The sequence below is a fragment of the Leclercia adecarboxylata genome, assembly GCF_023639785.1.
Lineage (GTDB): Bacteria > Pseudomonadota > Gammaproteobacteria > Enterobacterales > Enterobacteriaceae > Enterobacter > Enterobacter adecarboxylatus_D.
On record NZ_CP098325.1, the window covers coordinates 394,109 to 420,202 of the forward strand.

Below are 26,094 nucleotides of genomic sequence, written 5' to 3' on the forward strand. Positions count from 1 at the left end.
CATGATTAATCGAGTGATCCCTTTACCCGACGAACAAGCAACTTTAGATCTCGGCCAGCGCGTGGCGCAGGCCTGCGAGGGGGCAACCGTCATCTATCTGTATGGCGATCTTGGTGCGGGTAAGACCACCTTTAGCCGGGGCTTCTTGCAGGCGCTGGGGCATCAGGGCAATGTGAAAAGCCCAACCTACACCCTGGTTGAGCCTTACACTCTGGAAAACCTGATGGTGTACCACTTCGATCTCTATCGCCTCGCAGATCCTGAAGAGCTGGAATTTATGGGGATCCGTGACTACTTCGCTAACGATGCCATTTGCCTCGTCGAGTGGCCGCAGCAGGGGACTGGCGTCTTGCCTGAACCCGATGTTGAAATTCACCTGGAGTATCAGGCACAAGGGCGTGAGGCCCGCGTTACTGCTGTCTCCACATCAGGAAATTCGATACTGGCGCGTTTAGCCGGTTAAGTTAAGAGATAACGGGATGATTAATCGCGTTAAAGGTTGGTTGATAGCAGCAGCGGTACTGTTTTGTGCGCAGGCCGGTGCAGCAACGTTGTCCGATATTCAGGTTTCCAACGGAGATAATCAGGCCCGAATTACTTTTAGTTTTATGGGCGATCCTGAGTATGCATTTTCGCAGATCGATAAGCGCAGCGTTGCACTGGATATTAAACAGACCGGCGTCATCAAGGGTTTGCCGCTTCAGTTCAGCGGCAACAATCTGGTGCACAGCATTCGGTCCGGCACGCCGAAGGACGCGCAGTCCCTGCGTCTGGTGGTCGATTTAACACAGAACGGCAATACCCGGGCGGTGAAGCAACAGAACGGTGCGAGCTATATGGTGGTCTTTACCATCAACGCCGATGCGCCGCCACCGCCGCCACCTCCTCCGGTGGTGGCGAAGCGGGTGGAGCAGCCTGTCGTTGCGCCACGTCCTTCAGAGCCAGCAAGAAACCCGTTTAAATCCGGCAGCGATCGCATGACCAGCGTCACCAGCAGCAACACGGTGACTCGCCCGGCGGCACAGGCGCGCCCCTCAAATGGTGAGAAGGTGATTATCGCTATCGATGCCGGGCATGGCGGGCAGGATCCCGGCGCAATCGGGCCTGGCGGCACACGTGAGAAGAACGTGACCATCGCCATTGCCCGTAAGCTCCGGACGCTGCTCAATGATGACCCGATGTTTAAAGGCGTCCTGACCCGCGACGGCGACTATTTCATTTCCGTCATGGGCCGCTCAGACGTGGCGCGCCAGCAGAACGCCAATTTCCTGGTCTCTGTTCACGCAGATGCAGCACCGAATCGCGACGCCACCGGCGCTTCTGTCTGGGTGCTTTCCAACCGTCGCGCCAACAGCGAAATGGCGGGCTGGCTGGAACAGCACGAGAAGCAGTCAGAGCTGCTGGGTGGGGCGGGTGATGTGCTGGCAAACAGCCAGGCGGATCCTTACCTGAGCCAGGCGGTGCTGGATTTACAGTTCGGCCATTCCCAGCGCGTCGGGTATGATGTGGCGACTAACGTCCTGAGCCAGCTGCAAAGCGTGGGTTCCCTGCATAAGCGCCGTCCGGAGCATGCCAGCCTGGGTGTGCTGCGCTCGCCGGATATTCCGTCCATCCTTGTGGAAACGGGCTTCATCAGTAATAACGGTGAAGAGCGCCTGCTGGCCAGCGACAGCTATCAGCAGCAGATTGCCGAAGCGATTTATAAAGGCCTGCGTAAGTACTTTGATGCGCATCCGCTCCAGTCTGCACCACAGGGTGGCGCGGGGCAGACCGCCATGTTACCGGGCGAGTCGTCCTCGACCCATTAAGGAGATTTCATGCCGATTCAGGTTCTGCCGCCGCAGCTTGCGAACCAAATCGCCGCCGGTGAGGTGGTGGAACGTCCTGCGTCGGTAGTGAAAGAGCTGGTGGAAAACAGCCTCGATGCAGGGGCAACCCGCATCGACATTGATATTGAACGCGGCGGTGCGAAACTCATTCGAATTCGCGATAACGGCTGCGGCATCAAAAAAGAGGAGCTGGCGCTGGCGCTGGCTCGTCACGCCACCAGTAAAATTGCCTCACTCGACGATCTTGAAGCCATCATAAGCCTCGGTTTTCGCGGTGAAGCGCTGGCCAGTATCAGCTCTGTTTCCCGCTTAACGCTCACCTCCCGCACCGCTGAACAGCAGGAAGCCTGGCAGGCTTATGCCGAAGGCCGGGATATGGACGTGACGGTTAAACCTGCCGCGCATCCGGTGGGTACGACGCTGGAAGTGCTGGATCTCTTCTATAACACCCCCGCACGGCGCAAATTTATGCGCACCGAAAAAACCGAATTCGGACATATAGACGAGATCATTCGCCGAATTGCCCTGGCACGCTTCGATGTCACCATCAATTTGAGCCACAACGGCAAGATGATGCGTCAGTATCGCGCCGTGGCGCCGGGCGGCCAGAAAGAGCGTCGGCTGGGCGCCATCTGCGGAACCCCGTTTCTTGAACAGGCGCTGGCCATCGAGTGGCAGCATGGCGATCTGACCCTCCGCGGCTGGGTAGCTGATCCCAAAGCGACCAGTACCGCGTTTGCCGAGATCCAGTATTGCTATGTAAACGGACGCATGATGCGTGACCGTCTCATCAACCATGCGATCCGCCAGGCGTGCGAAGATAAACTGGGTGCGGGTGAGCAGCCCGCTTTTGTGTTGTATCTGGAGATCGACCCGCATCAGGTGGACGTCAACGTCCACCCGGCGAAACATGAAGTGCGTTTTCATCAGTCGCGGCTGGTTCATGACTTCATCTACCAGGGCGTGCTGAGCGTGTTGCAGCAGCAGGCCGAGCCGGGCTTGCCGTTGAGCGAAGAGGTGCCTGCTCCGCGTCAGATCCCGGAGAACCGCGTTGCGGCGGGCAGAAACCAGTTTGCTGAACCCGCTGTGGCGCGGGAACCTGCCGCCCCGCGTTTTTCGTCTGGCGGCTCAGCCCTCAGGCCGTCTGGCGCTAATTATCCTCATGCCCAGCCGGGCTACCAGAAGCAGGCGGGCGCGGTGTATCGCACATTGCTCGACACGCCGGCTCCGGTGCAAAAAGCGGATGAGGTCATTCCTGCTACGCCTGCGCTAACGGGCCATAGCCAGAGTTTTGGCCGGGTGCTGACCATCATCGCGCCCGATGCGGCGCTACTGGAGCGTGACGGCCAGCTGGCGCTGTTATCCCTGCCGGTCGCCGAGCGCTGGCTGAAACAGGCGCAGCTGGCACCGGGCCCGCATCAGGCCTGCGCACAGCCTTTACTGATCCCGGTGCGGATAAAAATCTCACCGCAGGAGACGCAGGTTGTGCAGCGACATCAGGCTGCCCTTGCTGAAATGGGTATCGAAATGGTGCAGGAGTCGCATCATGTCACGCTTCGTGCCGTGCCTTTACCCTTACGCCAACAAAATTTACAAAACTTGATTCCTGAACTGATAGGCTACCTGGCGCAGCAGACAACGTTTGATGCCGCCAACACCGCGCAGTGGATCGCCCGCCAGCTGGCAAGCGACCATCCGACGTGGAGCATGGCACAGGCGATTACCGTGCTGGCGGAGGTTGAACGTCTCTGCCCACATCTGGTAAAAGCGCCACCGGGTGGTTTGTTGCAACTTATCGATCTACAAACGGCTAAGACCGCCCTGAAAAATGAGTGACTTGAGTAATACCAGCCTGCCAAAGGCGATATTTTTGATGGGGCCAACGGCCTCGGGCAAAACTGCGTTAGCCATTGAGTTACGTAAAGTTTTGCCAGTAGAGTTGATTAGCGTTGATTCCGCCCTTATTTATCAGGGGATGGATATCGGTACGGCAAAGCCTAACGCAGATGAGTTACGCGCGGCACCGCACCGATTGCTGGACATTCTCGACCCGGCGCAGGCTTATTCGGCGGCTGATTTTCGTCGCGATGCGCTGGCGCACATGGCGGAGATCACAGCAGCAGGGCGTATCCCGCTGCTGGTGGGCGGAACAATGCTGTATTTCAAAGCCTTACTGGAAGGATTGTCGCCGTTACCGTCGGCAGACCCCGCAGTAAGAGCAAAGATTGAGCATCAGGCAGCAGAGCAGGGATGGGGTGCGCTGCATGAGCAACTGAAAGAGATTGATCCGGTTGCTGCAGCACGTATTCATCCAAATGATCCGCAAAGGCTTTCCCGGGCACTGGAAGTTTTTTTCATTTCGGGTAAAACTTTAACGGAACTGACGCAAACGTCAGGAGAGGCTCTGCCGTATCAGGTGCATCAGTTCGCCATCGCCCCGGCGAGCCGTGAACTGCTCCATCAGCGAATTGAGCAGCGTTTTCATCAGATGTTGGCTTCAGATTTTGAAGCAGAAGTGCGGGCGCTATTTGCCCGTGGAGATTTGCATACGGATATGCCTTCCATTCGTTGCGTGGGTTATCGCCAGATGTGGTCCTACATTGAAGGTGAAATTTCACATGATGAAATGGTTTATCGAGGTGTTTGCGCCACGAGACAGTTGGCGAAGCGCCAGATAACCTGGTTACGCGGTTGGGACGAGGTTCACTGGTTAGACAGTGAAAAGCCACAACAGGCGTTACATGATGTATTACAGGTTGTTGGTGATATCGCAGACTGAATGTGTACAATTAAGCCGTATCGTGCGCAATTTTTCAGAATCGCAAGGTTCTAAGTACAAAACAAGCATATAAGGAAAAGATAGAATGGCTAAGGGGCAATCTTTACAAGATCCGTTCTTGAACGCACTGCGTCGGGAACGTGTTCCAGTTTCTATTTATTTGGTGAATGGTATTAAGCTGCAAGGTCAGATTGAATCTTTCGATCAGTTCGTGATCCTGTTGAAAAACACGGTCAGCCAGATGGTCTACAAGCACGCGATTTCTACTGTTGTTCCGTCTCGCCCGGTATCTCATCACAGCAATAACGCTGGCGGCGGTTCCAGTAACTACCATCACGGCAGCAACGCACAGGGCTCTTCTGCGCCTGCGCAGGACAGCGAAGAAACCGAATAAGGTTACTGGCTGTTATTTCCATATCGGGGAGCCAGGTTTCTGCGTTCCCCGCTGATCTTTTTTGAGGGGTTTACGCTTGTTTGACCGTTACGATGCCGGTGAGCAGGCGGTGCTGGTACACATCTATTTTTCGCAAGACAAAGATATGGAAGATCTCCAGGAGTTTGAATCTCTGGTCTCTTCCGCCGGTGTCGAAGCAATGCAGGTGATTACCGGTAGCCGTAAAGCGCCGCACCCAAAGTATTTTGTTGGTGAAGGTAAAGCAGTAGAGATTGCGGATGCCGTTAAAGCGACTGGCGCATCAGTCGTGCTATTTGATCACGCCCTGACACCGGCCCAGGAACGCAACCTGGAACGTCTGTGCGAATGCCGGGTTATCGATCGGACGGGTTTGATTTTAGACATTTTTGCCCAACGTGCACGTACCCATGAAGGGAAATTGCAGGTTGAGCTGGCGCAGCTGCGCCATCTGGCGACGCGCCTGGTGCGTGGCTGGACACACCTTGAACGACAAAAGGGCGGGATTGGTTTGCGCGGCCCGGGTGAAACCCAGCTCGAAACCGACCGTCGCTTGCTGCGTGGCCGTATTACCCAGATCCTCTCACGACTGGAAAAAGTTGAGAAGCAACGCGAGCAGGGGCGCCGCTCCCGACAGAAGGCTGACATCCCGACGGTGTCGCTGGTCGGTTATACCAACGCCGGTAAATCCACCCTGTTTAACCAGATAACCGAGGCCCAGGTGTATGCCGCAGACCAGTTGTTTGCGACCCTGGATCCGACGCTGCGCCGTATTGACGTAACGGATGTCGGTGAAACCGTGCTGGCGGATACCGTTGGGTTTATCCGTCATTTGCCGCACGATCTGGTGGCCGCGTTTAAAGCCACTCTGCAGGAGACGCGTCAGGCGACGTTGCTGCTGCACGTCATTGACGCTGCGGATGTCCGCCTGCAGGAAAATATTGATGCAGTGAATATCGTGCTGGAAGAGATTGATGCACACGAGATCCCGACGCTGCTGGTGATGAATAAGATCGATATGCTGGACGGTTTTGAGCCGCGTATCGACAGGGATGAAGAGAACATACCGATTCGGGTCTGGCTATCTGCCCAGACCGGTATTGGTGTACCACTGCTTTTCCAGGCCTTAACAGAACGTCTTTCTGGTGAAGTGGCTCAGCACACGCTGCGTTTACCACCCGAGGAAGGCCGACTGCGCAGCCGTTTTTATCAGCTTCAGGCGATAGAAAAAGAGTGGATGGAGGATGACGGCAGCGTGGGGTTGCAGGTGCGTATGCCAATCGTTGACTGGCGTCGCCTCTGTAAACAAGAACCTGCGCTGGTCGACTACGTCGTCTGACCAGAAAGGAGATGCCTGAAGGATTTTGCCCTTTGGGATACCCACACCGCTGCGAATGCTCCGGCATGACAGGCGTTTGAGGGTATATCACCGCATAACAAATATGGAGCACATACATGGCGTGGAATCAGCCCGGTAATAACGGACAAGACCGCGACCCGTGGGGGAGCAGCAATAATCAAGGCGGCAACTCCGGGGGAAATGGCAACAAAGGTGGTCGCGAGCAGGGGCCACCCGATCTGGATGATATCTTCCGCAAGCTGAGTAAAAAGCTGGGCGGACTTGGCGGTGGTAAAGGCACTGGCGGTGGTACTGGCCAGGGGCCGCGTCCTCATATGGGCGGTCGCGTGGTGGGCATTGTTGCAGCAGCAGCGGTGATCATCTGGGCAGCCAGCGGGTTCTACACGATCAAAGAAGCAGAACGCGGTGTTGTGACCCGTTTTGGTAAATTCAGCCATCTGGTTGAGCCAGGCCTGAACTGGAAGCCAACCTTTATCGATGACGTCACGGCGGTGAACGTTGAATCGGTACGTGAACTGGCGGCATCCGGCGTGATGCTGACGTCCGACGAGAACGTCGTACGCGTCGAGATGAACGTGCAGTACCGTGTGACCGATCCACAGCACTATCTGTTCAGCGTGACCAGCGCCGATGACAGCCTGCGTCAGGCGACCGACAGCGCCCTGCGCGGCGTCATCGGTAAATACACCATGGACCGCATTCTGACTGAAGGTCGTACCGTTATTCGTAGCGATACCCAGCGCGAGCTGGAAGAGACCATCCGTCCGTACAACATGGGTATTACCCTGCTGGACGTCAACTTCCAGGCTGCTCGTCCGCCGGAAGAGGTGAAGGCCGCTTTTGATGATGCGATTGCTGCACGTGAAAACGAACAGCAGTACATCCGTGAGGCTGAGGCCTACACCAACGAAGTTCAGCCGCGTGCGAACGGTCAGGCCCAGCGTATTCTTGAAGAAGCGCGTGCCTACAAGACGCAGACCGTGCTGGAAGCTCAGGGTGAAGTGGCTCGCTTTGCCAAGATCCTGCCGGAATATAAAGCCGCGCCGGAAATTACCCGTGAGCGTCTCTATATCGAGACCATGGAGAAAGTGCTGAGCCATACCCGTAAAGTGCTGGTTAACGACAGCAAGAACGGCAACCTGATGGTTCTGCCGCTGGATCAGATGCTGAAAGGCGGTAACGCCCCGGCGGCAAAAAATGACAACAGCGGCGCCAATAACCTGCTGCGTCTGCCGCCTGCGTCTACCAACAGCTCCAGCGCGAATACCACCTCAACTAATGAGCGTGACATCATGGACCAACGCCGCGCCAACGCGCAGCGTAACGACTACCAGCGTCAGGGGGAATAACGATGCGTAAGTCAGTTATTGCGATCATTATTATCGTGCTGGTTGTACTTTACACCTCGATTTTTGTGATTAAAGAGGGTGAGCGTGGGATTAAATTCCAGTTCAGCAGCGTCGTGCGTGATGGCGACAAGCGTCCGGTAATTTATGAGCCAGGCCTGCATTTCAAAGTGCCGTTTATTCAGTCAGTGAAAACGCTTGATGCGCGTATTCAGACCATGGATAACCAGGCCGATCGTTTCGTGACCAAAGAGAAAAAAGACCTGATCGTTGACTCCTACATCAAGTGGCGTATCAGCGACTTCAGCCGTTACTTCCTGGCGACCGGTGGCGGTGACGTCTCCCAGGCCGAAGTGCTGCTGAAACGTAAGTTCTCTGACCGTCTGCGTTCTGAAATTGGTCGTCTGGACGTGCGCGACATCGTAACCGACTCTCGCGGTCGTCTGACCTCTGAAGTGCGCGATGCGCTGAACTCCGGCTCCGCGGGCACGGAAGATGAAGTGACCACCCCAGCGGCCGACGATGCCATCGCCAAAGCAGCTGAACGCGTTCAGGCTGAAACCAACGGCAAAGTAGCGGTTATCAACCCGAACAGTATGGCGGCGTTGGGTATCGAAGTGGTTGACGTGCGTATCAAGCAGATCAACCTGCCGACGGAAGTGTCTGAGGCTATCTACAACCGTATGCGTGCCGAACGTGAAGCGGTAGCGCGTCGCCATCGTTCACAGGGTCAGGAAGAAGCTGAAAAGCTGCGTGCAACCGCAGACTATGAAGTGACTAAAACTCTGGCAGAAGCGGAGCGTCAGGGTCGTATTCTGCGCGGTGAAGGTGATGCCGAAGCCGCGAAGCTGTTTGCCGATGCATTCAGCCAGGATCCCGACTTCTATGCCTTTATCCGTAGCCTCCGCGCCTACGAGAGTAGCTTCCAGAGCAATCAGGACGTGATGGTTCTGAGCCCGGATAGCGATTTCTTCCGCTACATGAAGTCGCCTACGACAACCCGATAATTGCGGGCTGTAAAAAAGCCAGTCAGGCATTTTACCTGGCTGGCTTTTTTTATTGCAAAACTGGCTGATTAGTTGCCCAGCATTCTGTTTAGCAGTCCACCAACCAGCGGTACACCTGCCAGCGCGGTTTCAATGGTAAAACCAACCGTCAGGCCAACCATTTTGCCCAGTTGGGTGCCCAGATCTGGAGCAAGTGATACCAGATTGACGTTACCAACGATTGGTAATTCAATTTTGCTGATAATATCGCTGCCCATTGACCATACAGACGTACCAATGTTGCTGCCCAGAGAAGCCAGGCTGTCTTGCAGCCAGCCTGCGCCGCTTACGGCTTCAAGTTCAAATGCGTTCAATTCTTTCATAATAATCATCCTAATTATTTGGTTATATCGCCGCTCTTACATGAGGGCATAAATATCCTGACAACCTTTGAAATATTGAGCAATGCTCTGGGATGATGAATTTTAATTCATCACTGAGAATCACATTACTTCGTTACAAGAAGAGATAGTTTCAGGCTGCGAAATAGCAATTGTTACGATCGCAACAGGGCTGTATCTGATATACAACGCATCGCTTGTGATGAAACTGACCGCGCTACACAATATATTGAGGTAATCGTTTAACTCATCGCAAACCGGTCTATTTCGCCGAAATTTGTATACAAAAAAAGCTGAACATCATCAAAACCGATGGTAGAATCCATTTTTAAGCAATCGGTGATTTTGAAAAATGGGTAACAACGTCGTCGTACTGGGCACCCAATGGGGTGACGAAGGTAAAGGGAAGATCGTCGATCTTCTGACTGAGCGTGCTAAATTTGTTGTACGTTATCAGGGTGGTCACAACGCGGGCCATACTCTCGTAATCAACGGTGAAAAAACCGTCCTCCATCTTATTCCATCAGGCATTCTTCGTGATAATGTGACCAGCATCATCGGTAACGGTGTTGTGCTGTCTCCTGCTGCGCTGATGAAAGAGATGAAAGGCCTGGAAGACCGTGGCATCCCGGTTCGCGAGCGTCTGCTGCTCTCCGAAGCCTGTCCGCTGATCCTCGACTACCACGTTGCACTGGATCTGGCGCGTGAAAAAGCGCGCGGCGCGAAAGCGATCGGCACCACCGGTCGTGGTATCGGCCCGGCTTACGAAGATAAAGTAGCCCGTCGCGGTCTGCGCGTTGGCGATCTGTTCGACAAAGCCACATTTGCTGAAAAACTGAAAGAAGTGATGGAATATCACAACTTCCAGCTGGTGAATTTCTACAAAGTTGACGCTGTCGACTACCAGAAAGTGCTGGATGATGTCATGGCGATCGCTGACATCCTGACCGGTATGGTTGTTGATGTGTCCGATCTGCTGGACCAGGCGCGCAAGCGTGGCGATTTCGTCATGTTCGAAGGTGCGCAGGGTACGCTGCTGGATATCGACCACGGTACCTATCCGTACGTTACCTCCTCTAACACCACCGCGGGTGGTGTGGCAACAGGCTCTGGCCTGGGTCCGCGTTATGTGGATTACGTTCTGGGTATCATCAAAGCTTACTCCACTCGCGTGGGTGCAGGTCCGTTCCCGACCGAGCTGTTTGATGAAACCGGCGAGTTCCTGTGCAAGCAAGGTAACGAGTTTGGCGCAACCACCGGTCGTCGTCGTCGTACCGGCTGGCTGGATGCGGTTGCAGTGCGCCGTGCGGTGCAGATCAACTCCCTGTCTGGCTTCTGCCTGACCAAGCTGGACGTGCTGGACGGTCTGAAAGAAGTGAAAATCTGCGTTGCCTACCGTATGCCGGATGGCCGCGAAGTGACGACCACTCCGCTGGCTGCTGATGACTGGCAGGGCATCGAGCCGATCTACGAAACCATGCCTGGCTGGTCTGAAACCACCTTTGGCGTGAAAGAGCGTAGCGGCCTGCCGCAGGCGGCACTGGATTACATCCAGCGTATTGAAGAACTGACCGGCGTGCCGATTGATATTATCTCTACCGGTCCGGATCGTTCTGAAACCATGATCCTGCGCGACCCGTTCGACGCATAATAATGGTTTCGCCCGGCGGCGCTGTGCTTGCCGGGCCTGCAAAACCCATCCGCCGGATAAGCCATGCGTATCCGGCTTTTTAGCCCTCCTTCTCCCTTTCAGTTCAAATAAATTCGCCGCGGACTATCTGGCTGGTTTATCATCATTAATGAATATCTCTGCGGATATACCGCGTTTTACCCTTTTCCTGAGGTTGATGTGCAGTTAACGAGTTTCACCGATTACGGATTACGCGCGCTGATCTACATGGCGTCGTTACCCGATGGGAAAATGACCAGTATCTCTGAGGTGACAGAGGTGTACGGTGTGTCCCGTAATCATATGGTCAAAATAATCAATCAACTTAGCCGTGCCGGATACGTTGCTGCCGTCCGCGGGAAAAATGGCGGCATCCGCCTGGGTAAACCGGCACAGAGTATTCGTGTTGGTGATGTGGTGCGCGAACTGGAGCCCTTGTCTCTGGTGAACTGCAGCAGCGAGTTCTGCCACATTACCCCCGCCTGTCGACTGAAACAGGCGCTTTCGAAGGCCGTGCAAAGTTTTCTCATGGAACTGGATAACTACACGCTGGCCGATTTGGTTGAAGAGAATCAACCGCTGTATAAATTATTGCTGGTGGAATGAAGAAAACGTCCACCGGAGATGACAACGGAGGAACCGATATGTCACAAGATCCTTTCCAGGAACGCGAAGCTGAAAAATACGCGAACCCTATCCCCAGCCGCGAGTTCATCATTGAACACCTCACAAAACGTGAAAAACCTGCCAACCGTGAAGAACTTGCCGTTGAATTAAATATTGAAGGTGAAGAGCAAATCGAAGCCCTTCGCCGTCGTCTGCGCGCGATGGAGCGCGATGGACAACTCGTCTTTACCCGCCGTCAATGCTATGCCCTGCCAGAACGTCTCGATCTGCTGAAAGGCATAGTGATTGGCCACCGTGATGGTTACGGCTTCCTGCGCGTTGAAGGCCGCAAGGACGACCTCTACCTCTCTTCTGAGCAGATGAAGATGTGTATCCACGGCGACCAGATCCTGGCCCAGCCGCTGGGCGCAGACCGTAAAGGCCGTCGTGAAGCGCGCGTGGTGCGCGTACTGGTACCAAAAACCAGCCAGATTGTGGGCCGCTACTTCACCGACGCGGGTGTGGGTTTTGTTGTCCCGGACGACAGCCGCCTGAGCTTTGACATCCTCATTCCGCCTGAAGAGGTGATGGGCGCGCGGATGGGCTTTGTGGTTGTCGTTGAGCTGACCCAGCGTCCAACCCGCCGCACCAAAGCGATCGGTAAGATTGTCGAGGTGCTGGGCGATAACATGGGCACCGGCATGGCCGTAGATATGGCGCTGCGCACCCATGAAATCCCACACGTCTGGCCAAAAGCGGTTGAAGAGCAGGTTGAAGGCCTGAAAGAGCAGGTGCCGGAGTCGGCAAAAGCGGGCCGCGTGAATCTGCGCAGCCTGCCGCTGGTTACCATTGATGGCGAAGACGCCCGTGACTTCGATGACGCCGTGTACTGTGAGAAAAAGCGCGGCGGCGGCTGGCGTCTGTGGGTGGCGATTGCCGATGTGAGCTATTACGTCCGTACCGGTACGCCGCTGGATGGTGAAGCGCGCAACCGCGGCACCTCGGTCTACTTCCCGTCACAGGTGGTACCGATGCTGCCGGAAGTGCTCTCCAACGGTCTCTGCTCGCTCAACCCGCAGGTTGACCGTCTGTGCATGGTGTGTGAAATGACCATCTCCAGCAAAGGGCGTTTAACCGGCTACAAATTCTATGAAGCGGTGATGAGTTCACATGCGCGCCTGACCTACACCAAAGTGTGGCATATGCTGCAGGGTGACCAGGATCTGCGCGAGCAGTACGCTCCGCTGGTGAAGCACATCGAAGAGCTGCATAACCTCTATAAAGTGCTGGATCAGGCACGTGAAGAGCGCGGCGGGATCTCATTTGAGAGTGAAGAGGCGAAGTTCATCTTTAACGCCGAGCGTCGTATTGAGCGTATCGAGCAGACTCAGCGTAACGATGCTCACAAGCTCATTGAAGAGTGCATGATCCTGGCGAACATCTCTGCGGCACGCTTTGTTGAGAAAGCCAAAGAGCCTGCGCTGTTCCGTATTCACGATAAACCAACCACTGAAGCCATCACCTCTTTCCGCACCGTGCTGGCGGAACTGGGTCTTGAGCTGCCGGGTGGCAACAAGCCGGAGCCGCGCGATTACGCTGAGCTGCTGGAATCTATCGCCGATCGCCCGGATGCAGAAATGCTGCAAACCATGCTGCTGCGCTCTATGAAGCAGGCGATTTACGATCCTGAAAACCGCGGTCACTTTGGTCTGGCACTGCAGTCGTATGCCCACTTCACTTCGCCGATTCGCCGTTATCCGGACCTCTCCCTGCACCGTGCCATTAAGTATCTGCTGGCGCATGAACAGGGACATAAGGGCAATACCACGGAGACCGGTGGGTATCACTACTCCATGGAAGAGATGTTGCAGCTGGGCCAGCACTGTTCAATGACCGAACGCCGTGCTGATGAAGCAACGCGCGACGTCGCTGACTGGCTGAAGTGTGACTTCATGCTGGATCAGGTCGGAAACGTATTTAAAGGCGTCATCGCCAGCGTCACCGGCTTTGGTTTCTTTGTTCGCCTTGATGAACTGTTTATTGATGGCCTGGTTCATGTTTCATCCCTGGACAACGACTACTACCGGTTTGACCAGGTCGGACAACGCCTGATTGGCGAATCTGGCGGTCAGACGTATCGCCTGGGCGATCGCGTGGAAGTGAAGGTTGAAGCCGTCAACATGGACGAGCGTAAGATCGACTTCAGCCTCATCTCCAGCGAACGTGCGCCGCGCAACGTGGGTAAAACCGAGCGCGAGAAAGCGAAGAAAGGCGCTGCCGGCAAAACCAGCGGTAAACGTCGTCAGGCCGGCAAGAGAGTAAACTTCGAGCCGGATAGCGCGTTCCGCGGCGAGAAAAAACAGAAGCCGAAGGCCGCGAAGAAAGAGGCCAGAGCGGCGAAAAAACCGTCGGCTAAAACCCAGAAAATCGCTGCTGCCACCAAAGCGAAGCGCGCAGCGAAGAAAAAAGTGGCGGAGTAATTCTCCCCTGACCCTGAGCCTCTCCCGACAGGGAGAGGCGAACAGTAATTAACGAGAACCATCAATGAGTGAAATGATTTACGGCATCCACGCGGTGCAGGCCCTGCTGGAGCGCGCACCGGAGCGTTTTCAGGAAGTCTTTATTCTGAAAGGGCGTGAAGACAAACGCCTGATGCCGCTGATCCACGCGCTGGAAGCGCAGGGCGTGGTGATCCAGCTGGCGAACCGTCAGTACCTGGATGAGAAAAGCGAGGGCGCGGTACACCAGGGGATCATCGCCCGCGTGAAGCCGGGTCGCCAGTATCAGGAGAACGATCTGCCGGATCTCATTGCCGCGCTGGATAACCCGTTCTTACTGATCCTCGACGGCGTGACCGATCCGCACAACCTCGGTGCTTGCCTGCGTAGCGCAGATGCGGCGGGCGTCCATGCGGTGATCGTGCCGAAAGACCGCTCCGCGCAGCTCAACGCGACGGCCAGGAAAGTGGCCTGCGGCGCGGCGGAGAACGTGCCGCTGATCCGCGTGACCAACCTGGCGCGCACCATGCGCCAGCTGCAGGAAGAGAATATCTGGATCGTTGGCACCGCAGGTGAGGCGGACCATACCCTGTTCCAGAGCAAAATGACCGGCCGTCTGGCGCTGGTGATGGGTGCGGAAGGGGAAGGTATGCGCCGCCTGACGCGCGAGCACTGCGACGAGCTGATCAGCATTCCGATGGCGGGCAGCGTGTCGTCCCTGAACGTCTCCGTGGCAACCGGCATCTGCCTGTTTGAAGCGGTGCGCCAGCGCGGGAAATAAACAGCAAGGCCTTCGAAGAAGGCCTTTAGTGTTTTCTCCCTCTCCCCGTGGGAGAGGGGCGGGGTGAGGGCACCAGACGGTGATCATCCTGGCCGGGTAAGGCGAAGCCGCCACCCGGCACTGTCACTCCTCCAGCGACCGCAAATGGTCATCCTTCTTAAGCGTCATCAGCGCCACAATACTCACTACCGCCGTCGCCATAACGTAATAGGCCGGAATATCCAGGTTGCCCGTCTCTTTAATCAGCCCGGTAATGATTAACCCCGCACAGCCCGAGAAGATGGCGTTCGACAGAGAATAGGCCAGCCCCAGCCCGGTGTAGCGCACCCGCGTCGGGAACATCTCTGACAGCATCGCTGGCCCAGGTCCCGCCAGCATTCCCACCAGACCACCGGCAATGAGCACCACCAGCGCTTTTACCGCCAGCGTGCTGGCCTCCGCCTGCAGAATTTTCAGCAGAGGCAGGGCGAGGATCAGCAGCAGCGCGGCGGCGATCACCATCACCGTCCGCCGTCCGATGCGGTCGCTGAGCATGCCCGACGGGATAATGGTCAGCGCAAAGCCGATATTGGAGATCACCGCAATCAGCAGCGCCTGGTTAAAGCCGGTATGCAGGGCTGATTGCAGATAGGCGGGCATGATCACCAGATAGGTATATCCCGCGGCGGACCACACCATCACCCGGCCGATGCCCATGACAATCGCCTTCAGCGTATCGCGGACGCGAGCCTTGACGGCCACCGGTTTGGTTTGCTGCTTCACGAAGCTCGGCGTCTCTTCCATGCTCACCCGCAGCCACAGGGCCACAGCCCCCAGCGGCAGGGCGATAAAGAACGGAATGCGCCAGCCCCAGTCGTGCAGGGCTTCTGGCGTCAACAGCGCAGAGAGCAGCGCCACGATACCCGCTCCGGCCAGCAGGCCCAGCGCAACGGTAAAGGACTGCCATGCGCCGTACAGTCCGCGTTTACCGCGCGGAGCGAACTCGGTCATCAGCGACACCGCACCGCCGTATTCGCCGCCAGCAAAAAGTCCCTGCAGGATCCGCAGGCCGGTAATGATCAGCGGAGCGGCAATCCCGATGCTGGCATACACCGGCACGAGGCCTATTGCCGCCGTTGCCAGCGTCATCATCACCAGGACGATAATCAGCGTGGGCTTGCGCCCGATACGATCGCCAATCCGGCCAAATACGATGGCACCCAGCGGGCGGAAGAAAAAGGCGATGGCGAACGAGGCGTAGGTGAGGATCAGGCTGGTCAGCCCCGCTTCGCCGCTGAGCTGGAAGAAGTTTTTCGCAATCACGGTGGCCAGAAAACCGTACACCGCAAATTCATACCATTCGATGAAATTGCCGATGGAGCCAGCAATCAAAGCGCGCTTGTGGGCATCCGGCGCCCGGGGTGTGTTGTGCATTGTTATTCTCTCCATGAGTCGAGAATAAATTATTCACCATAACATTTGATAAGAAATTTATTATTCGCTCATTGTGTGACCATGTTCACGCTTCGGAGTGGCGTTAATGTGCGCTCACTGTAGTGCAGCGTCTGCCCGGTCTGTCCATACTTACCCCGTTGCCATAGAAGGAGGGATACAACATGCACTGGCAGACGCACACTGTTTTTAATCAGCCTGCGCCACTCACCAACAGCAACCTTTTTCTTTCCGATCGTGCCCTGTGTGAAGCGGTCAATCGTGAAGGTGCCGACTGGGACGCTGACCTGCTCGCCAGCATCGGCCAGCAGTTGGGGACGGCAGAATCTCTGGAGCTTGGCCGCCTGGCTAACGTTAACCCGCCCGAACTGCTGCGCTATGATGCCAGCGGCTCCCGGCTGGACGATGTGCGCTTTCACCCCGCCTGGCACCTGCTGATGCAGGGACTCTGCGCCAACCGGGTACATAACCTGGCGTGGGAAGAGGAGGCGCGAAAAGGGGCCTTCGTGGCCCGGGCGGCACGTTTTATTCTGCATGCCCAGGTCGAAGCCGGTACGCTTTGCCCCATCACCATGACCCATGCCGCTACACCGCTATTGCAGCAGGCGCTACCGCGCACATTTCACGACTGGCTGTCGCCGTTGCTGAGCGACCGCTACGACTCCCATCTGGCACCGGGTAATCAGAAGCGCGGCCTGTTAATCGGGATGGGGATGACGGAAAAGCAGGGCGGTTCGGATGTCCTGAGCAACACCACCCGGGCAGAGCGCTGCGGCGATGGCAGCTACCGGCTGGTGGGGCATAAGTGGTTTTTCTCGGTACCGCAAAGCGATGCGCACCTGGTGCTGGCCCAGGCCAAAGGCGGCCTGTCGTGCTTCTTCGTTCCCCGTTTTCTGCCTGACGGCCTGCGCAATGCCGTGCATCTGGAGCGTCTGAAAGACAAGCTGGGCAACCGCTCGAATGCCAGCAGCGAGGCCGAGTTTCTCGACGCCACCGGCTGGCTGCTGGGTGAGGAAGGGGAAGGCGTGCGCCAGATCCTGAAGATGGGCAGTCTCACCCGTTTCGACTGCGCCCTCGGTAGCCACGGCCTGATGCGTCGCGCCTTCTCGGTAGCGTTGTACCACGCCCATCAGCGGCAGACCTTTGGCAAAAACCTGATCGATCAGCCGCTGATGCGTGATGTATTAAGCCGCATGGCGCTGCAGCTCGAAGGCCAGACGGCATTGCTGTTCCGCCTGGCGCGGGCCTGGGATCGCCGTGAAAACGAGCCTGAGGCGCTGTGGGCGCGGCTGTTTACCCCGGCCGCGAAACTGGCGATCTGTAAAGCGGGCATCCCGTTCGTTGCGGAGGCGATGGAGGTTCTGGGGGGAACTGGCTACTGCGAAGAGAGCGAGTTACCGCGCCTGTACCGCGAGATGCCGGTCAACAGCATCTGGGAAGGCTCGGGCAATATTATGGGTCTGGACGTGCTGCGGGTGCTGACGAAGCAGCCAGGCGTTGTCGATCTGCTTGCGGCTGATTTTGCTGAGGTAAAAGGCCAGGATCGTCATTTCGATCGCAGCTGGCGCCAACTCCAGCAGAAGTTACGCAAACCGCAGGAGGCGCAGGGCAGGGAGATCGCCCGGCAGATTTACCTGCTGGGCGCGGGGGCGCAGATGCTGCGTCACGCCTCTCCACCGCTGGCGCAGGCCTGGTGCCGTGAAATGCTTGACGCCCGGGGCAGATCCCTGCTCAGCGAACAGATACAGGACGACCTGCTGCTGCGCGCCACGGGCGGCGTGGCCTGACTTTTACAGGCGGAACAGGCTGACCAGCTCGGTCAGGTGCGAACCCTTCTCCCGCAGGGTTTGCGCCGTCTGTTCGCTGCGCGAGACGCGATCGGCGTTGATATGTGACGCTTCGCCGATATGCGTCATCGCCAGATTCACCTGACCAATACCTGCCGACTGCTCACGCGAGGCGTGGTTAATCTCCGTGACCAGTTGGTTGATGTTATCGATGTGCTCGATGATGCTTTCCATCGCCTGGCGGGTCTGCTCCGACAGGGCGTGTCCCTCGCTTACCTTGCTGAGCGTATCGCCAATCAGCTGCTCAATCTCCTTCACCGCGTTGGCGCTGCGTGCTGCCAGGGCGCGAACTTCCTGGGCGACCACGGCGAAACCTTTACCGTGTTCGCCTGCCCGGGCGGCTTCTACAGCGGCATTCAGCGCCAGAATATTGGTCTGGAAGGCGATGCTCTCAATCACCCGGGTGATAGCTTCGATACGTTTCGATGCTTCGCGAATATCATCCATGGTGGAGACAGCATTGCTGACGGTCTCCCCGCCCTGATGCACTGCCCGGGAGGTTTCGCCCACCAGCTGCTGGGTCTGCTCCATATTGGCCGCGTTCTGCTGCACGGTGGCCGCCAGCTGCTCCATACTGGCGGAGGTCTCTTCCACGCTGCTGGCCTGCTTGTTGATCTGCCCGGAAATCTCGCCGGTGTCCGCCGCGAGAGCGTTGGTGCCCAGATGAATATCTCCCGCCGCTTCCCGCACCTGTAGCACGATTTTTTGCAGTCCCCTGCCAATGCCGTTGATGGCATTGATGAGCTGGCCAACCTCATCCTGACGTCCTGCAGGCAGGGTGGCGCGCAGATCGCCTGCGGCATATTGTTCGGCCAGGCCAATCACATCGCGCAGCGGGCGTGACAGCCAGCGGCGAATAATAAACACGAACAGCATGGCAAAGAGCGCTGACAGTGCGAGACCCGCCAGCAGGAAGCGATCGCGCAGGTGGGTCACGTCGGCCAGCAGCACGCTTTTATCCACTTCGCCCACGATCGTCCAGTTCCAGCCCGGAAGCGGCGTCCAGGCCATAATCAGCGTGCGGCCATCGACGCTTTTGCGCTCCAGGGTACCGGAACGATCTCCCAGCAGCTGCTGCTGAACGGCGTTGTCCCATTTCGGTCGCTGCCCCTCTTCGGCGCTATGGAACAGATACTGGCCGTGATTTTTGCCATTGCTGCGGTCCAGCACAAAGAAGTGGCCGCTTTCGCCCAGACGGCGGCTGAGGATCTTCTCGCGCATGACGTTCCATGAGTGAGTGATGTCGACCCCGACAAAGATAATGGCGATCACCTGTCCGCCCGCGTCTTTTACCGGCTGATACTGGGTGATATAGCGTTTGCCAAACAGCAGGGCGAGGCCGCGGTAAACTTCGCCTGCGTTGACCACCGCCCAGGCCGGGCTGGCATGATCGAGGACCGTCCCAATGGCCCGGTCGCCATTCTCTTTACGCAGCGAGGTTGCCACACGGACAAAATCGTCGCCGCTGCGGACAAACAGCGTAGAGATGGCTCCGGTGCGATTCAGAAAATCATCCGGCGTGGCGTTGTTCTCGTGAAGTTCCGTATCGCCGCCCTTCAGTAGCGGAACGTTTTGACCGTTTATCGTCCGGGTCTGGCTGGCATCAAGGTTCAGCGGCTGCGGCAGGAAGGTGGTGAACAGGCGGGTATAGCTCTCTACTTCTTCAGTGAGGCTGGTGTTGAACATCTCCACCATATCCACCACGCCGGTGGACTGATTATGCAGGTCTTCAATGGCCAGCGATTCAAGTTTTTGACTGGTGTTGTAGCTCAGGAGAAAAGTGAAAAACAGAAAGAGCGTGGCAACGCTCAAGCCGGTAAGCAGCGATAGCTTAGTGCCCAGACCTGCACGGCGGAAAAAATTGATCATAAATTGCTCATAGTTAAAAAGGTATCGCTTTTCAACGGCAGAGCGGGGATAACATTTATTCAGTTTATGTAACGGGATGTTACAAGAATGTCTCGAGGTAGTAACGGCAAGGATAACAGAATTGTAAATATTAAAAAGCCACCCTTTTTTAGTGGCTTTTTATTCGCATTGTTCAGACATACAGAATGGCCTGTGCCCGCCAGCGATCGACATGGCTCTCTTCCTGCATTTTAATGATGCGATACCAGGAGGCACCCTGTTCATCGGCTTTTAGCGCAATCATACGCTCTACATCCTGCGGGCTCCCTGAGATATCACTCACGGAGATCAATCCAATTTCATTTAAGCCCGTCACACAATCCGCGCTGGCAAATTCAGCTGACTGTGCTGCCGTACTCACCAGACCGGCTGAGAGCAACAGAGAGGTTAAAGCAAGAGATCGTTTCATCGTTAGCTCCATTTTACGTATCCCCGGAATCCGCCGGGCAATCCTTCGCTAATAAACCCACTTCCATTGTCACAGGCATGGAGTTTATTGTGGACAGGAAAACGTCTATGGACGCAAAGCAGTGTAAATGTCGTTTAAATACCGCGCGTTATTTACGGTATAAAATGGCCTGCGAATACCATTGCCCTGTTACGATGGTTTCATCTATAAGGAGAATGACGTAATAATCTGCGTTCGCGGCGACAGCTTTTGCTTTAATGGCATCTTCCACATCTGCGGGAGAGCCGCGCTCAAGGGCGGTAACGGTACCCATTCGCTGTAATCCTTCCGTCTGATTACGGCGTATTTCCTGAGGGTGATCGGCAACCGGTGGCGCAGGCTGTGGCGTACCTTCCAACACGCTACATCCGGCCAACAGCAGTATCAGCGTTAAAGCAGCAACCCTTCGCATAACCATATCTCGTTTCCTGATAGTCATAGTGTAGATCTCTGTTGATTTGAGATTGGGGGAATGTTCCCAAATTGTTATCTGAGACGTAAATTTCGAATGAAAATTGTGTGAAAGCGTAAGCCAGTTCTCAACATTATGATTCACACATAAGTATGAGGCCCAATGATGATTGAACTCGACGTCCGGCAGCTTGGCGACCATGAGATTGTACACGCCATTCCGGCGGGAAAAGCATCTCAACCTTTGCCGGTTGTTATTTTTTATCATGGTTTTACTTCATCAAAGCTGGTCTACAGCTATTTTGCGGTAGCGCTGGCGCAGGCAGGCTTTCGGGTGGTGATGCCGGATGCACCCGATCACGGGGCGCGTTTTACGGGAGATGAGCAGGCCCGCCTGGGGCAGTTCTGGCCGATTCTGCATGGCAATCTCACCGAGTTTGCCGCCCTGCGGGATGCGCTGTATCAGGCCGGGCTGGTAGCCGATGAACGCCTTGCTGTGGCCGGGGCCTCCATGGGAGGGATGACCGCGCTGGGGATAATGACGCGCTACCCTGAGGTGAAGTGTGTGGCAAGCCTGATGGGCTCTGGCTATTTTACATCGCTGGCCCGTACGCTGTTTCCGCCGCTGCAACCTGAGGCATTCGCAGCGATGGTCTCTCCGCTTGCCGACTGGGAAGTGGCGACCGCGCTGCCGCATCTTGCCGACCGTCCACTGCTGCTGTGGCATGGCGAGGAAGATGATGTGGTGCCCGCCGGAGAAACATTCCGTCTCCAACAGGCGTTACAGCAGCAAGGGCTGGATAAAAACCTGACCTGTCTGTGGGAGGCGGGAGTGAAACACCGGATTACGCCGACCGCGCTCGAGGCCACGGTGGCGTTTTTCCGCCAGCACCTTTAAACGCGCAGGATCTTCACGCCCTGATCTTCCAGCTTCTGGAGGATCTGCGGGTTGGCATTTTTGCCGGTGATCACCAGGTCTATCTGCTCTGCACGGCTGAACAGCATGCCCGCGCGCTCCCCAACCTTGCTGCTGTCGACCAGCACCACCAGCTTGCCGACCACGTTCAGCATGTTCTGCTCAGCCATCGCCGTCAGCATATCGGTTTTATAGAGCCCTTCTGCGGTGAGGCCTTTGCCGCTGGTAAACATCCAGTGCCCGGCATAGAGCGTGTTCTCGCTGTCCTGCGGGCTTAAGGTGATGGACTGGCTCTTATTGTACTGGCCGCCCATGATCACCACGCTCTCATGCTCCTGATCGATCAGGTAATTGGCCAGCGGCAGGTAGTTAGTGATGATTTGCACCGGTTTGCCGCACATTTCACGGCCCAGCAGAAACGCGGTGGAACCGCAGTTAATCACCACGCTTTCGCCAGGATTAACCAGCTGGGAGGCGGCCCGGGCAATACGCACTTTCTCGTCATGATTCTGCGCCTGATGAATATTCATCGGCGACCAGCGTGGGCGCTGCTGGCTGATGCCTTCGGCGCCGTTACGGACCTTTTTCAGCTTGCCGCTTTCATCAAGTTTGTTGATATCCCGGCGCGCGGTGGCGGGAGAAACGCCCAGCCGGGCAATCACCTGCTCAACGGTGACAAATCCCGTTTGCGCCAGGAGATCCAGTAAAATTTGATGCCGCTGTGCTTCCGTCATGAGCTATTCCGAAATAAATTGATGTTAAAAGATGATATTTGAAATAGCCTGAAAATACTAAGCAAAATGTTCTGTCGCCAGGCGAGAAGCCTGGCGATCGCCTGAAGATTACAGGAACGATTTGAATGGCAAATCGGGCTCAATCGTGAAGCAATCTTCAAAGCCGCGAGGGTAGTGATATTCAAAATTGTCTTTATCCAGCGGCCAGGTAAATTTGCCCCCCACCTGCCAGATAAACGGCTTGAAGCCATACTTCAGCCGATCTTTTTTCATCTCCCACAGCACGCGGATCTCCTGGGGATCGGCCTGGAAATTAGACCAGATATCGTGGTGGAACGGGATCACGACCTGCGTGTTCAGTGCTTCAGCCATACGCAGGATATCGGCACTGGTCATCTTATCGGTGATACCGCGCGGGTTCTCACCGTAGGAGCCCAGCGCCACGTCGATATGGTGCTCGTTACCGTGTTTGGCATAGTAGTTAGAGTAGTGAGAGTCACCGCTGTGATACAGCGAACCGCCCGGGGTTTTGAACAGATAGTTCACCGCGCGCTGGTCCATGCCGTCCGGTAACACGCCGGCTGCCTTCTGATCGGCCGGCAGGGTAATCAGCGCGGTGCGGTCAAACGCGTCAAGGGCATGGATTTCAATGTCTTTGATTTTCACCACGTCGCCCGGTTTTACCACGATGCAGCGCTCTTTTGGCACGCCCCAGCCGATCCAGAGATCGACGCAGGTTTGTGGCCCAATAAACGGCACGTCCTGCGGGCAGTTTTGCATCACCGCCGCCGCAACGTTGACGTCGATATGATCGTTATGATCGTGGGTCGAAAGAACGGCATCGATCTGACGAATGGCAAAGGGATCAAGGACAAACGGCGTGGTACGCAGGTTTGGCTGCAGCTTTTCAACGCCCGCCATTCGTTGCATCTGATGGCCTTTTTTCATCAGCGGGTTGCCATGGCTCTGCTTGCCGGTGCCGCACCAGAAATCGACACAAACATTGGCGCCGCCCTGGGACTTCAGCCAGATACCGGTACAGCCCAGCCACCACATCGCGAATGTGCCCGGCGCAACCTGCTCCTGCTCGATCTCTTCATTCAGCCAGCTACCCCATTCCGGAAAAGTACTCAGGATCCATGATTCGCGGGTAATGGTGTTCACTTTACTCATTTTCAGACTCCCTATCTGTCAAAAGTAATCATAAGGTGATTTGTTTTGATTGATATTGTCACCATTGAATCAGTAATGCAATGCTGTTTTGCGAGGCTTACGGCAATCTCAAGCCAGTGTCATAAAAATTCTCATATAGGTATATGTTGCGTATATTTATATAACTTATTGAATTTAAATATTTTATATTGGTTTTCGCCAATAGGGGTAAAGACACTTCACTTTGCAGGGAAATAATTTGCGTGATGCGTCACAAATAATCAAAATCAATCTTGTGGTGATTATTTGTGATTACTAGAGTGAGGGCTGTTGTACGAGCACGACGCATCGTACTGCCTTTACCGGAGAGTGTTATGGAGATCCTCTACAGCGTCTTTACCGTCTTTTTTAATCAGGTAATGACCAATGCCCCGCTGCTGCTGGGTATCGTGACGTGCCTGGGTTATATCCTGCTGCGTAAAAGCGTGAGCGTAATAATCAAAGGCACCATCAAAACCATCATCGGTTTTATGCTGCTTCAGGCGGGTTCAGGCATTTTAACCAGCACCTTTAAACCCGTTGTCGCCAAAATGTCGGAAGTGTATGGCATCAATGGCGCGATTTCAGACACCTACGCCTCAATGATGGCCACCATCGAACGCATGGGGGATGCCTATAGCTGGGTGGGTTACGCTGTCCTGCTCGCGCTGGCGTTAAACATCATCTACGTTTTGCTGCGGCGAATCACCGGCATCCGCACCATCATGCTGACCGGCCACATCATGTTCCAGCAGGCCGGGTTGATTGCGGTTTCCCTCTATATCTTCGGCTACCCGATGTGGACCACCATCATCTGTACGGCGGTGCTGGTATCGCTCTATTGGGGGATCACTTCCAATATGATGTACAAGCCGACGCAGGAAGTAACCGACGGCTGCGGTTTCTCCATCGGCCACCAGCAGCAGTTTGCCTCATGGATTGCGTATAAAGTTGCCCCGTATCTGGGTAAAAAAGAGGAGAGCGTTGAGGACCTGAAACTGCCCGGCTGGCTGAATATCTTCCACGACAACATCGTCTCTACGGCGATCGTTATGACCATTTTCTTTGGCGCCATCCTGCTCTCCTTCGGGATTGACGTCGTCCAGGCCATGGCGGGTAAAACCCACTGGACCATCTACATCCTGCAAACCGGCTTCTCCTTCGCCGTGGCGATTTTCATCATCACTCAGGGCGTGCGTATGTTTGTGGCCGAGCTGTCGGAGGCCTTCAACGGTATCTCTCAGCGTCTGATCCCCGGCGCGGTATTAGCGATTGACTGTGCGGCGATTTACAGCTTCGCACCGAATGCGGTGGTGTGGGGCTTTATGTGGGGCACCATCGGCCAGCTGATTGCGGTGGGTATCCTGGTGGGCTGCGGCTCTTCCATCCTGATCATTCCTGGCTTTATCCCGATGTTCTTCTCTAACGCCACCATTGGCGTGTTTGCTAACCACTTCGGCGGCTGGCGCGCGGCGCTCAAGATCTGCCTGGTGATGGGCATGATTGAAATCTTCGGCTGCGTGTGGGCAGTCAAGCTCACCGGTATGAGCGCCTGGATGGGGATGGCGGACTGGTCAATTCTGGCGCCGCCGATGATGCAGGGCTTCGCCTCGGTTGGCCTGGTCTGTATGGGCGTCATCATACTGATTGCACTGGCTTATATGTTCTTCGCTGGCCGTTCGCTGCGGGCTGAAGAAGATGCGGAACAACAAACAGCAGAAGTTTCTGCTCACTAAGGAGTTTTGATTATGACCGTACGTATCCTGGCTGTGTGTGGCAATGGGCAAGGGAGCTCCATGATCATGAAGATGAAAGTGGACCAGTTTTTGACCCAGTCAAACATCGACCACACGGTAAACAGCTGCGCGGTGGGGGAATACAAAAGTGAACTGAACGGCGCGGACATCATCATCGCCTCTACCCATATCGCCGGTGAGATTAACGTGACCGGCAATAAATACGTGGTAGGTGTACGCAACATGCTGTCGCCAGCGGACTTTGGCCCAAAACTGCTGGAAGTGATCAAAGCGCACTTCCCACAAGACGTGAAGTAAAGAGGCTCCTATGAAACTACGTGATTCGCTGGCAGAGAATGACGCCATTCTTTTACAGGCCGAGGCCAGCACCTGGCAGGAGGCGGTCAAGCTGGGCGTCGATCTGCTGGTTAAGGCTGATGTGGTTGAGCCGCGCTATTACCAGGCCATTCTTGATGGCGTGGAGCAGTTCGGGCCGTACTTTGTCATTGCGCCGGGGCTGGCCATGCCTCATGGCCGCCCGGAAGAGGGCGTCAAAAAAACCGGTTTCGCGCTGGTCACCCTGAAAACGCCGCTGGTGTTTAACCACGAGGATAACGACCCGGTCGACATCCTGATCACCATGGCGGCCGTTGATGCCAACACCCACCAGGAAGTGGGCATTATGCAGATCGTCAATCTGTTTGATGATGAAGCCAATTTCGACCGTTTACGCGCCTGCCGCACCGCGCAGGAAGTGCTGGATTTAATCGACAACGCCACAGCGGCGACAGTTTAAGAGGGATTT

24 protein-coding genes are annotated in these 26,094 nt (G+C 55.8%); 17 read left to right on the forward strand and 7 right to left on the reverse strand.

Annotated elements, in window-relative coordinates; all coding sequences use genetic code 11:
- Position 1: 1 nt before the first annotated feature.
- The 8 genes from tsaE (at position 2) to hflC (ending at position 8,733) form a co-directional block, all read left to right on the forward strand.
- Positions 2 to 463: a tRNA (adenosine(37)-N6)-threonylcarbamoyltransferase complex ATPase subunit type 1 TsaE gene (tsaE, locus tag NB069_RS01860; RefSeq protein ID WP_250587276.1), complete on the forward strand. Its 462-nt coding sequence runs from the start codon at positions 2 to 4 to the stop codon at positions 461 to 463.
- Between the two features lie 16 nt (positions 464 to 479).
- The gene (gene amiB / locus NB069_RS01865) at positions 480 to 1,808 is read left to right on the forward strand and encodes an N-acetylmuramoyl-L-alanine amidase AmiB (protein ID WP_250587278.1); all 1,329 of its coding nucleotides are present in this window, start codon (positions 480 to 482) and stop codon (positions 1,806 to 1,808) included.
- Between the two features lie 9 nt (positions 1,809 to 1,817).
- Positions 1,818 to 3,665: a DNA mismatch repair endonuclease MutL gene (gene mutL, locus NB069_RS01870; protein WP_250587280.1), complete on the forward strand. Its 1,848-nt coding sequence runs from the start codon at positions 1,818 to 1,820 to the stop codon at positions 3,663 to 3,665.
- Positions 3,658 to 4,608: a tRNA (adenosine(37)-N6)-dimethylallyltransferase MiaA gene (gene miaA / locus NB069_RS01875; RefSeq protein WP_250587281.1), complete on the forward strand. Its 951-nt coding sequence runs from the start codon at positions 3,658 to 3,660 to the stop codon at positions 4,606 to 4,608. The genes mutL and miaA overlap by 8 nt, the downstream gene beginning before the upstream one ends.
- An 85-nt stretch (positions 4,609 to 4,693) precedes the next feature.
- Positions 4,694 to 5,002 carry an RNA chaperone Hfq gene (gene hfq, locus NB069_RS01880; RefSeq protein WP_032616179.1) on the forward strand — a complete coding sequence of 103 codons (309 nt, stop codon included), beginning with the start codon at positions 4,694 to 4,696 and terminating at the stop codon, positions 5,000 to 5,002.
- Positions 5,003 to 5,078: 76 nt separating this feature from the next.
- Positions 5,079 to 6,359 carry a ribosome rescue GTPase HflX gene (gene hflX / locus NB069_RS01885; protein ID WP_250587283.1) on the forward strand — a complete coding sequence of 427 codons (1,281 nt, stop codon included), beginning with the start codon at positions 5,079 to 5,081 and terminating at the stop codon, positions 6,357 to 6,359.
- A gap of 116 nt (positions 6,360 to 6,475) precedes the next feature.
- Complete coding sequence (gene hflK / locus NB069_RS01890) at positions 6,476 to 7,729, forward strand: FtsH protease activity modulator HflK (RefSeq protein WP_250587284.1); 1,254 nt, start codon at positions 6,476 to 6,478, stop codon at positions 7,727 to 7,729.
- A gap of 2 nt (positions 7,730 to 7,731) precedes the next feature.
- Positions 7,732 to 8,733: a protease modulator HflC gene (hflC, locus tag NB069_RS01895; protein WP_250587286.1), complete on the forward strand. Its 1,002-nt coding sequence runs from the start codon at positions 7,732 to 7,734 to the stop codon at positions 8,731 to 8,733.
- Between the two features lie 68 nt (positions 8,734 to 8,801).
- Here hflC and NB069_RS01900 read toward each other — a convergent pair whose 3' ends face one another.
- Positions 8,802 to 9,095, reverse strand: a complete 294-nt coding sequence (locus tag NB069_RS01900; RefSeq protein WP_250587288.1) for a hypothetical protein — start codon at positions 9,093 to 9,095, stop codon at positions 8,802 to 8,804.
- Positions 9,096 to 9,465: 370 nt separating this feature from the next.
- Here NB069_RS01900 and NB069_RS01905 point away from each other — a divergent pair, with 370 nt between their 5' ends.
- The 4 genes from NB069_RS01905 (at position 9,466) to rlmB (ending at position 14,667) form a co-directional block, all read left to right on the forward strand.
- The gene (locus tag NB069_RS01905) at positions 9,466 to 10,764 is read left to right on the forward strand and encodes an adenylosuccinate synthase (RefSeq protein ID WP_039028486.1); all 1,299 of its coding nucleotides are present in this window, start codon (positions 9,466 to 9,468) and stop codon (positions 10,762 to 10,764) included.
- 198 nt (positions 10,765 to 10,962) lie between these two features.
- The gene (gene nsrR / locus NB069_RS01910; protein WP_010427492.1) at positions 10,963 to 11,388 is read left to right on the forward strand and encodes a nitric oxide-sensing transcriptional repressor NsrR; all 426 of its coding nucleotides are present in this window, start codon (positions 10,963 to 10,965) and stop codon (positions 11,386 to 11,388) included.
- 38 nt (positions 11,389 to 11,426) lie between these two features.
- Positions 11,427 to 13,868, forward strand: coding sequence for a ribonuclease R (gene rnr / locus NB069_RS01915; protein WP_250587290.1), 2,442 nt, complete (start codon positions 11,427 to 11,429; stop codon positions 13,866 to 13,868).
- A 64-nt stretch (positions 13,869 to 13,932) separates the two neighbouring features.
- On the forward strand, positions 13,933 to 14,667 hold the full coding sequence (gene rlmB, locus NB069_RS01920; RefSeq protein WP_250587292.1) for a 23S rRNA (guanosine(2251)-2'-O)-methyltransferase RlmB: 735 nt from the start codon (positions 13,933 to 13,935) through the stop codon (positions 14,665 to 14,667).
- A gap of 123 nt (positions 14,668 to 14,790) precedes the next feature.
- Here the strand turns inward: rlmB and NB069_RS01925 are convergent, their stop codons facing one another.
- On the reverse strand, positions 14,791 to 16,080 hold the full coding sequence (locus NB069_RS01925) for an MFS transporter (protein ID WP_250587294.1): 1,290 nt from the start codon (positions 16,078 to 16,080) through the stop codon (positions 14,791 to 14,793).
- A 182-nt stretch (positions 16,081 to 16,262) separates the two neighbouring features.
- Between NB069_RS01925 and NB069_RS01930 the strand changes: the two genes are divergently transcribed.
- Positions 16,263 to 17,885: an isovaleryl-CoA dehydrogenase gene (locus NB069_RS01930; RefSeq protein WP_250587296.1), complete on the forward strand. Its 1,623-nt coding sequence runs from the start codon at positions 16,263 to 16,265 to the stop codon at positions 17,883 to 17,885.
- 3 nt (positions 17,886 to 17,888) lie between these two features.
- On the opposite strand, the gene NB069_RS01935 is transcribed toward NB069_RS01930, so the two are convergent.
- The 3 genes from NB069_RS01935 to bsmA form a co-directional block, all read right to left on the reverse strand.
- The gene (locus NB069_RS01935; RefSeq protein ID WP_250587297.1) at positions 17,889 to 19,814 is read right to left on the reverse strand and encodes a methyl-accepting chemotaxis protein; all 1,926 of its coding nucleotides are present in this window, start codon (positions 19,812 to 19,814) and stop codon (positions 17,889 to 17,891) included.
- Positions 19,815 to 19,986: 172 nt separating this feature from the next.
- A complete protein-coding gene (yjfN, locus tag NB069_RS01940; protein WP_284677024.1) occupies positions 19,987 to 20,274 on the reverse strand; it encodes a DUF1471 family protease activator YjfN in 288 nt (95 codons plus the stop codon).
- 136 nt (positions 20,275 to 20,410) lie between these two features.
- Positions 20,411 to 20,740, reverse strand: a complete 330-nt coding sequence (gene bsmA, locus NB069_RS01945) for a biofilm peroxide resistance protein BsmA (protein ID WP_250587301.1) — start codon at positions 20,738 to 20,740, stop codon at positions 20,411 to 20,413.
- A gap of 138 nt (positions 20,741 to 20,878) precedes the next feature.
- On the opposite strand from bsmA, the gene yjfP reads away from it, so the two are divergent.
- Entirely contained in the window at positions 20,879 to 21,610 is a 732-nt protein-coding gene (gene yjfP / locus NB069_RS01950; RefSeq protein WP_250589433.1) for an esterase, read from the forward strand.
- Here the strand turns inward: yjfP and ulaR are convergent.
- Together ulaR and ulaG are read right to left on the reverse strand one after the other, a co-directional pair.
- Complete coding sequence (ulaR, locus tag NB069_RS01955) at positions 21,607 to 22,362, reverse strand: HTH-type transcriptional regulator UlaR (RefSeq protein WP_250587304.1); 756 nt, start codon at positions 22,360 to 22,362, stop codon at positions 21,607 to 21,609. The two genes, yjfP and ulaR, sit on opposite strands and share 4 nt — an antisense overlap.
- 108 nt (positions 22,363 to 22,470) lie before the next feature.
- A complete protein-coding gene (gene ulaG, locus NB069_RS01960; RefSeq protein ID WP_250587306.1) occupies positions 22,471 to 23,535 on the reverse strand; it encodes an L-ascorbate 6-phosphate lactonase in 1,065 nt (354 codons plus the stop codon).
- A gap of 353 nt (positions 23,536 to 23,888) precedes the next feature.
- On the opposite strand from ulaG, the gene ulaA reads away from it, so the two are divergent.
- From ulaA to ulaC, 3 genes are read left to right on the forward strand one after another with little or no spacing between them, the layout of a single operon-like run.
- Entirely contained in the window at positions 23,889 to 25,289 is a 1,401-nt protein-coding gene (gene ulaA, locus NB069_RS01965; RefSeq protein ID WP_250587308.1) for a PTS ascorbate transporter subunit IIC, read from the forward strand.
- Between the two features lie 12 nt (positions 25,290 to 25,301).
- On the forward strand, positions 25,302 to 25,607 hold the full coding sequence (gene ulaB, locus NB069_RS01970; RefSeq protein WP_039028456.1) for a PTS ascorbate transporter subunit IIB: 306 nt from the start codon (positions 25,302 to 25,304) through the stop codon (positions 25,605 to 25,607).
- A 10-nt stretch (positions 25,608 to 25,617) separates the two neighbouring features.
- The gene (gene ulaC, locus NB069_RS01975) at positions 25,618 to 26,085 is read left to right on the forward strand and encodes a PTS ascorbate transporter subunit IIA (protein WP_250587310.1); all 468 of its coding nucleotides are present in this window, start codon (positions 25,618 to 25,620) and stop codon (positions 26,083 to 26,085) included.
- The last annotated feature ends 9 nt before the right edge of the window (positions 26,086 to 26,094 follow it).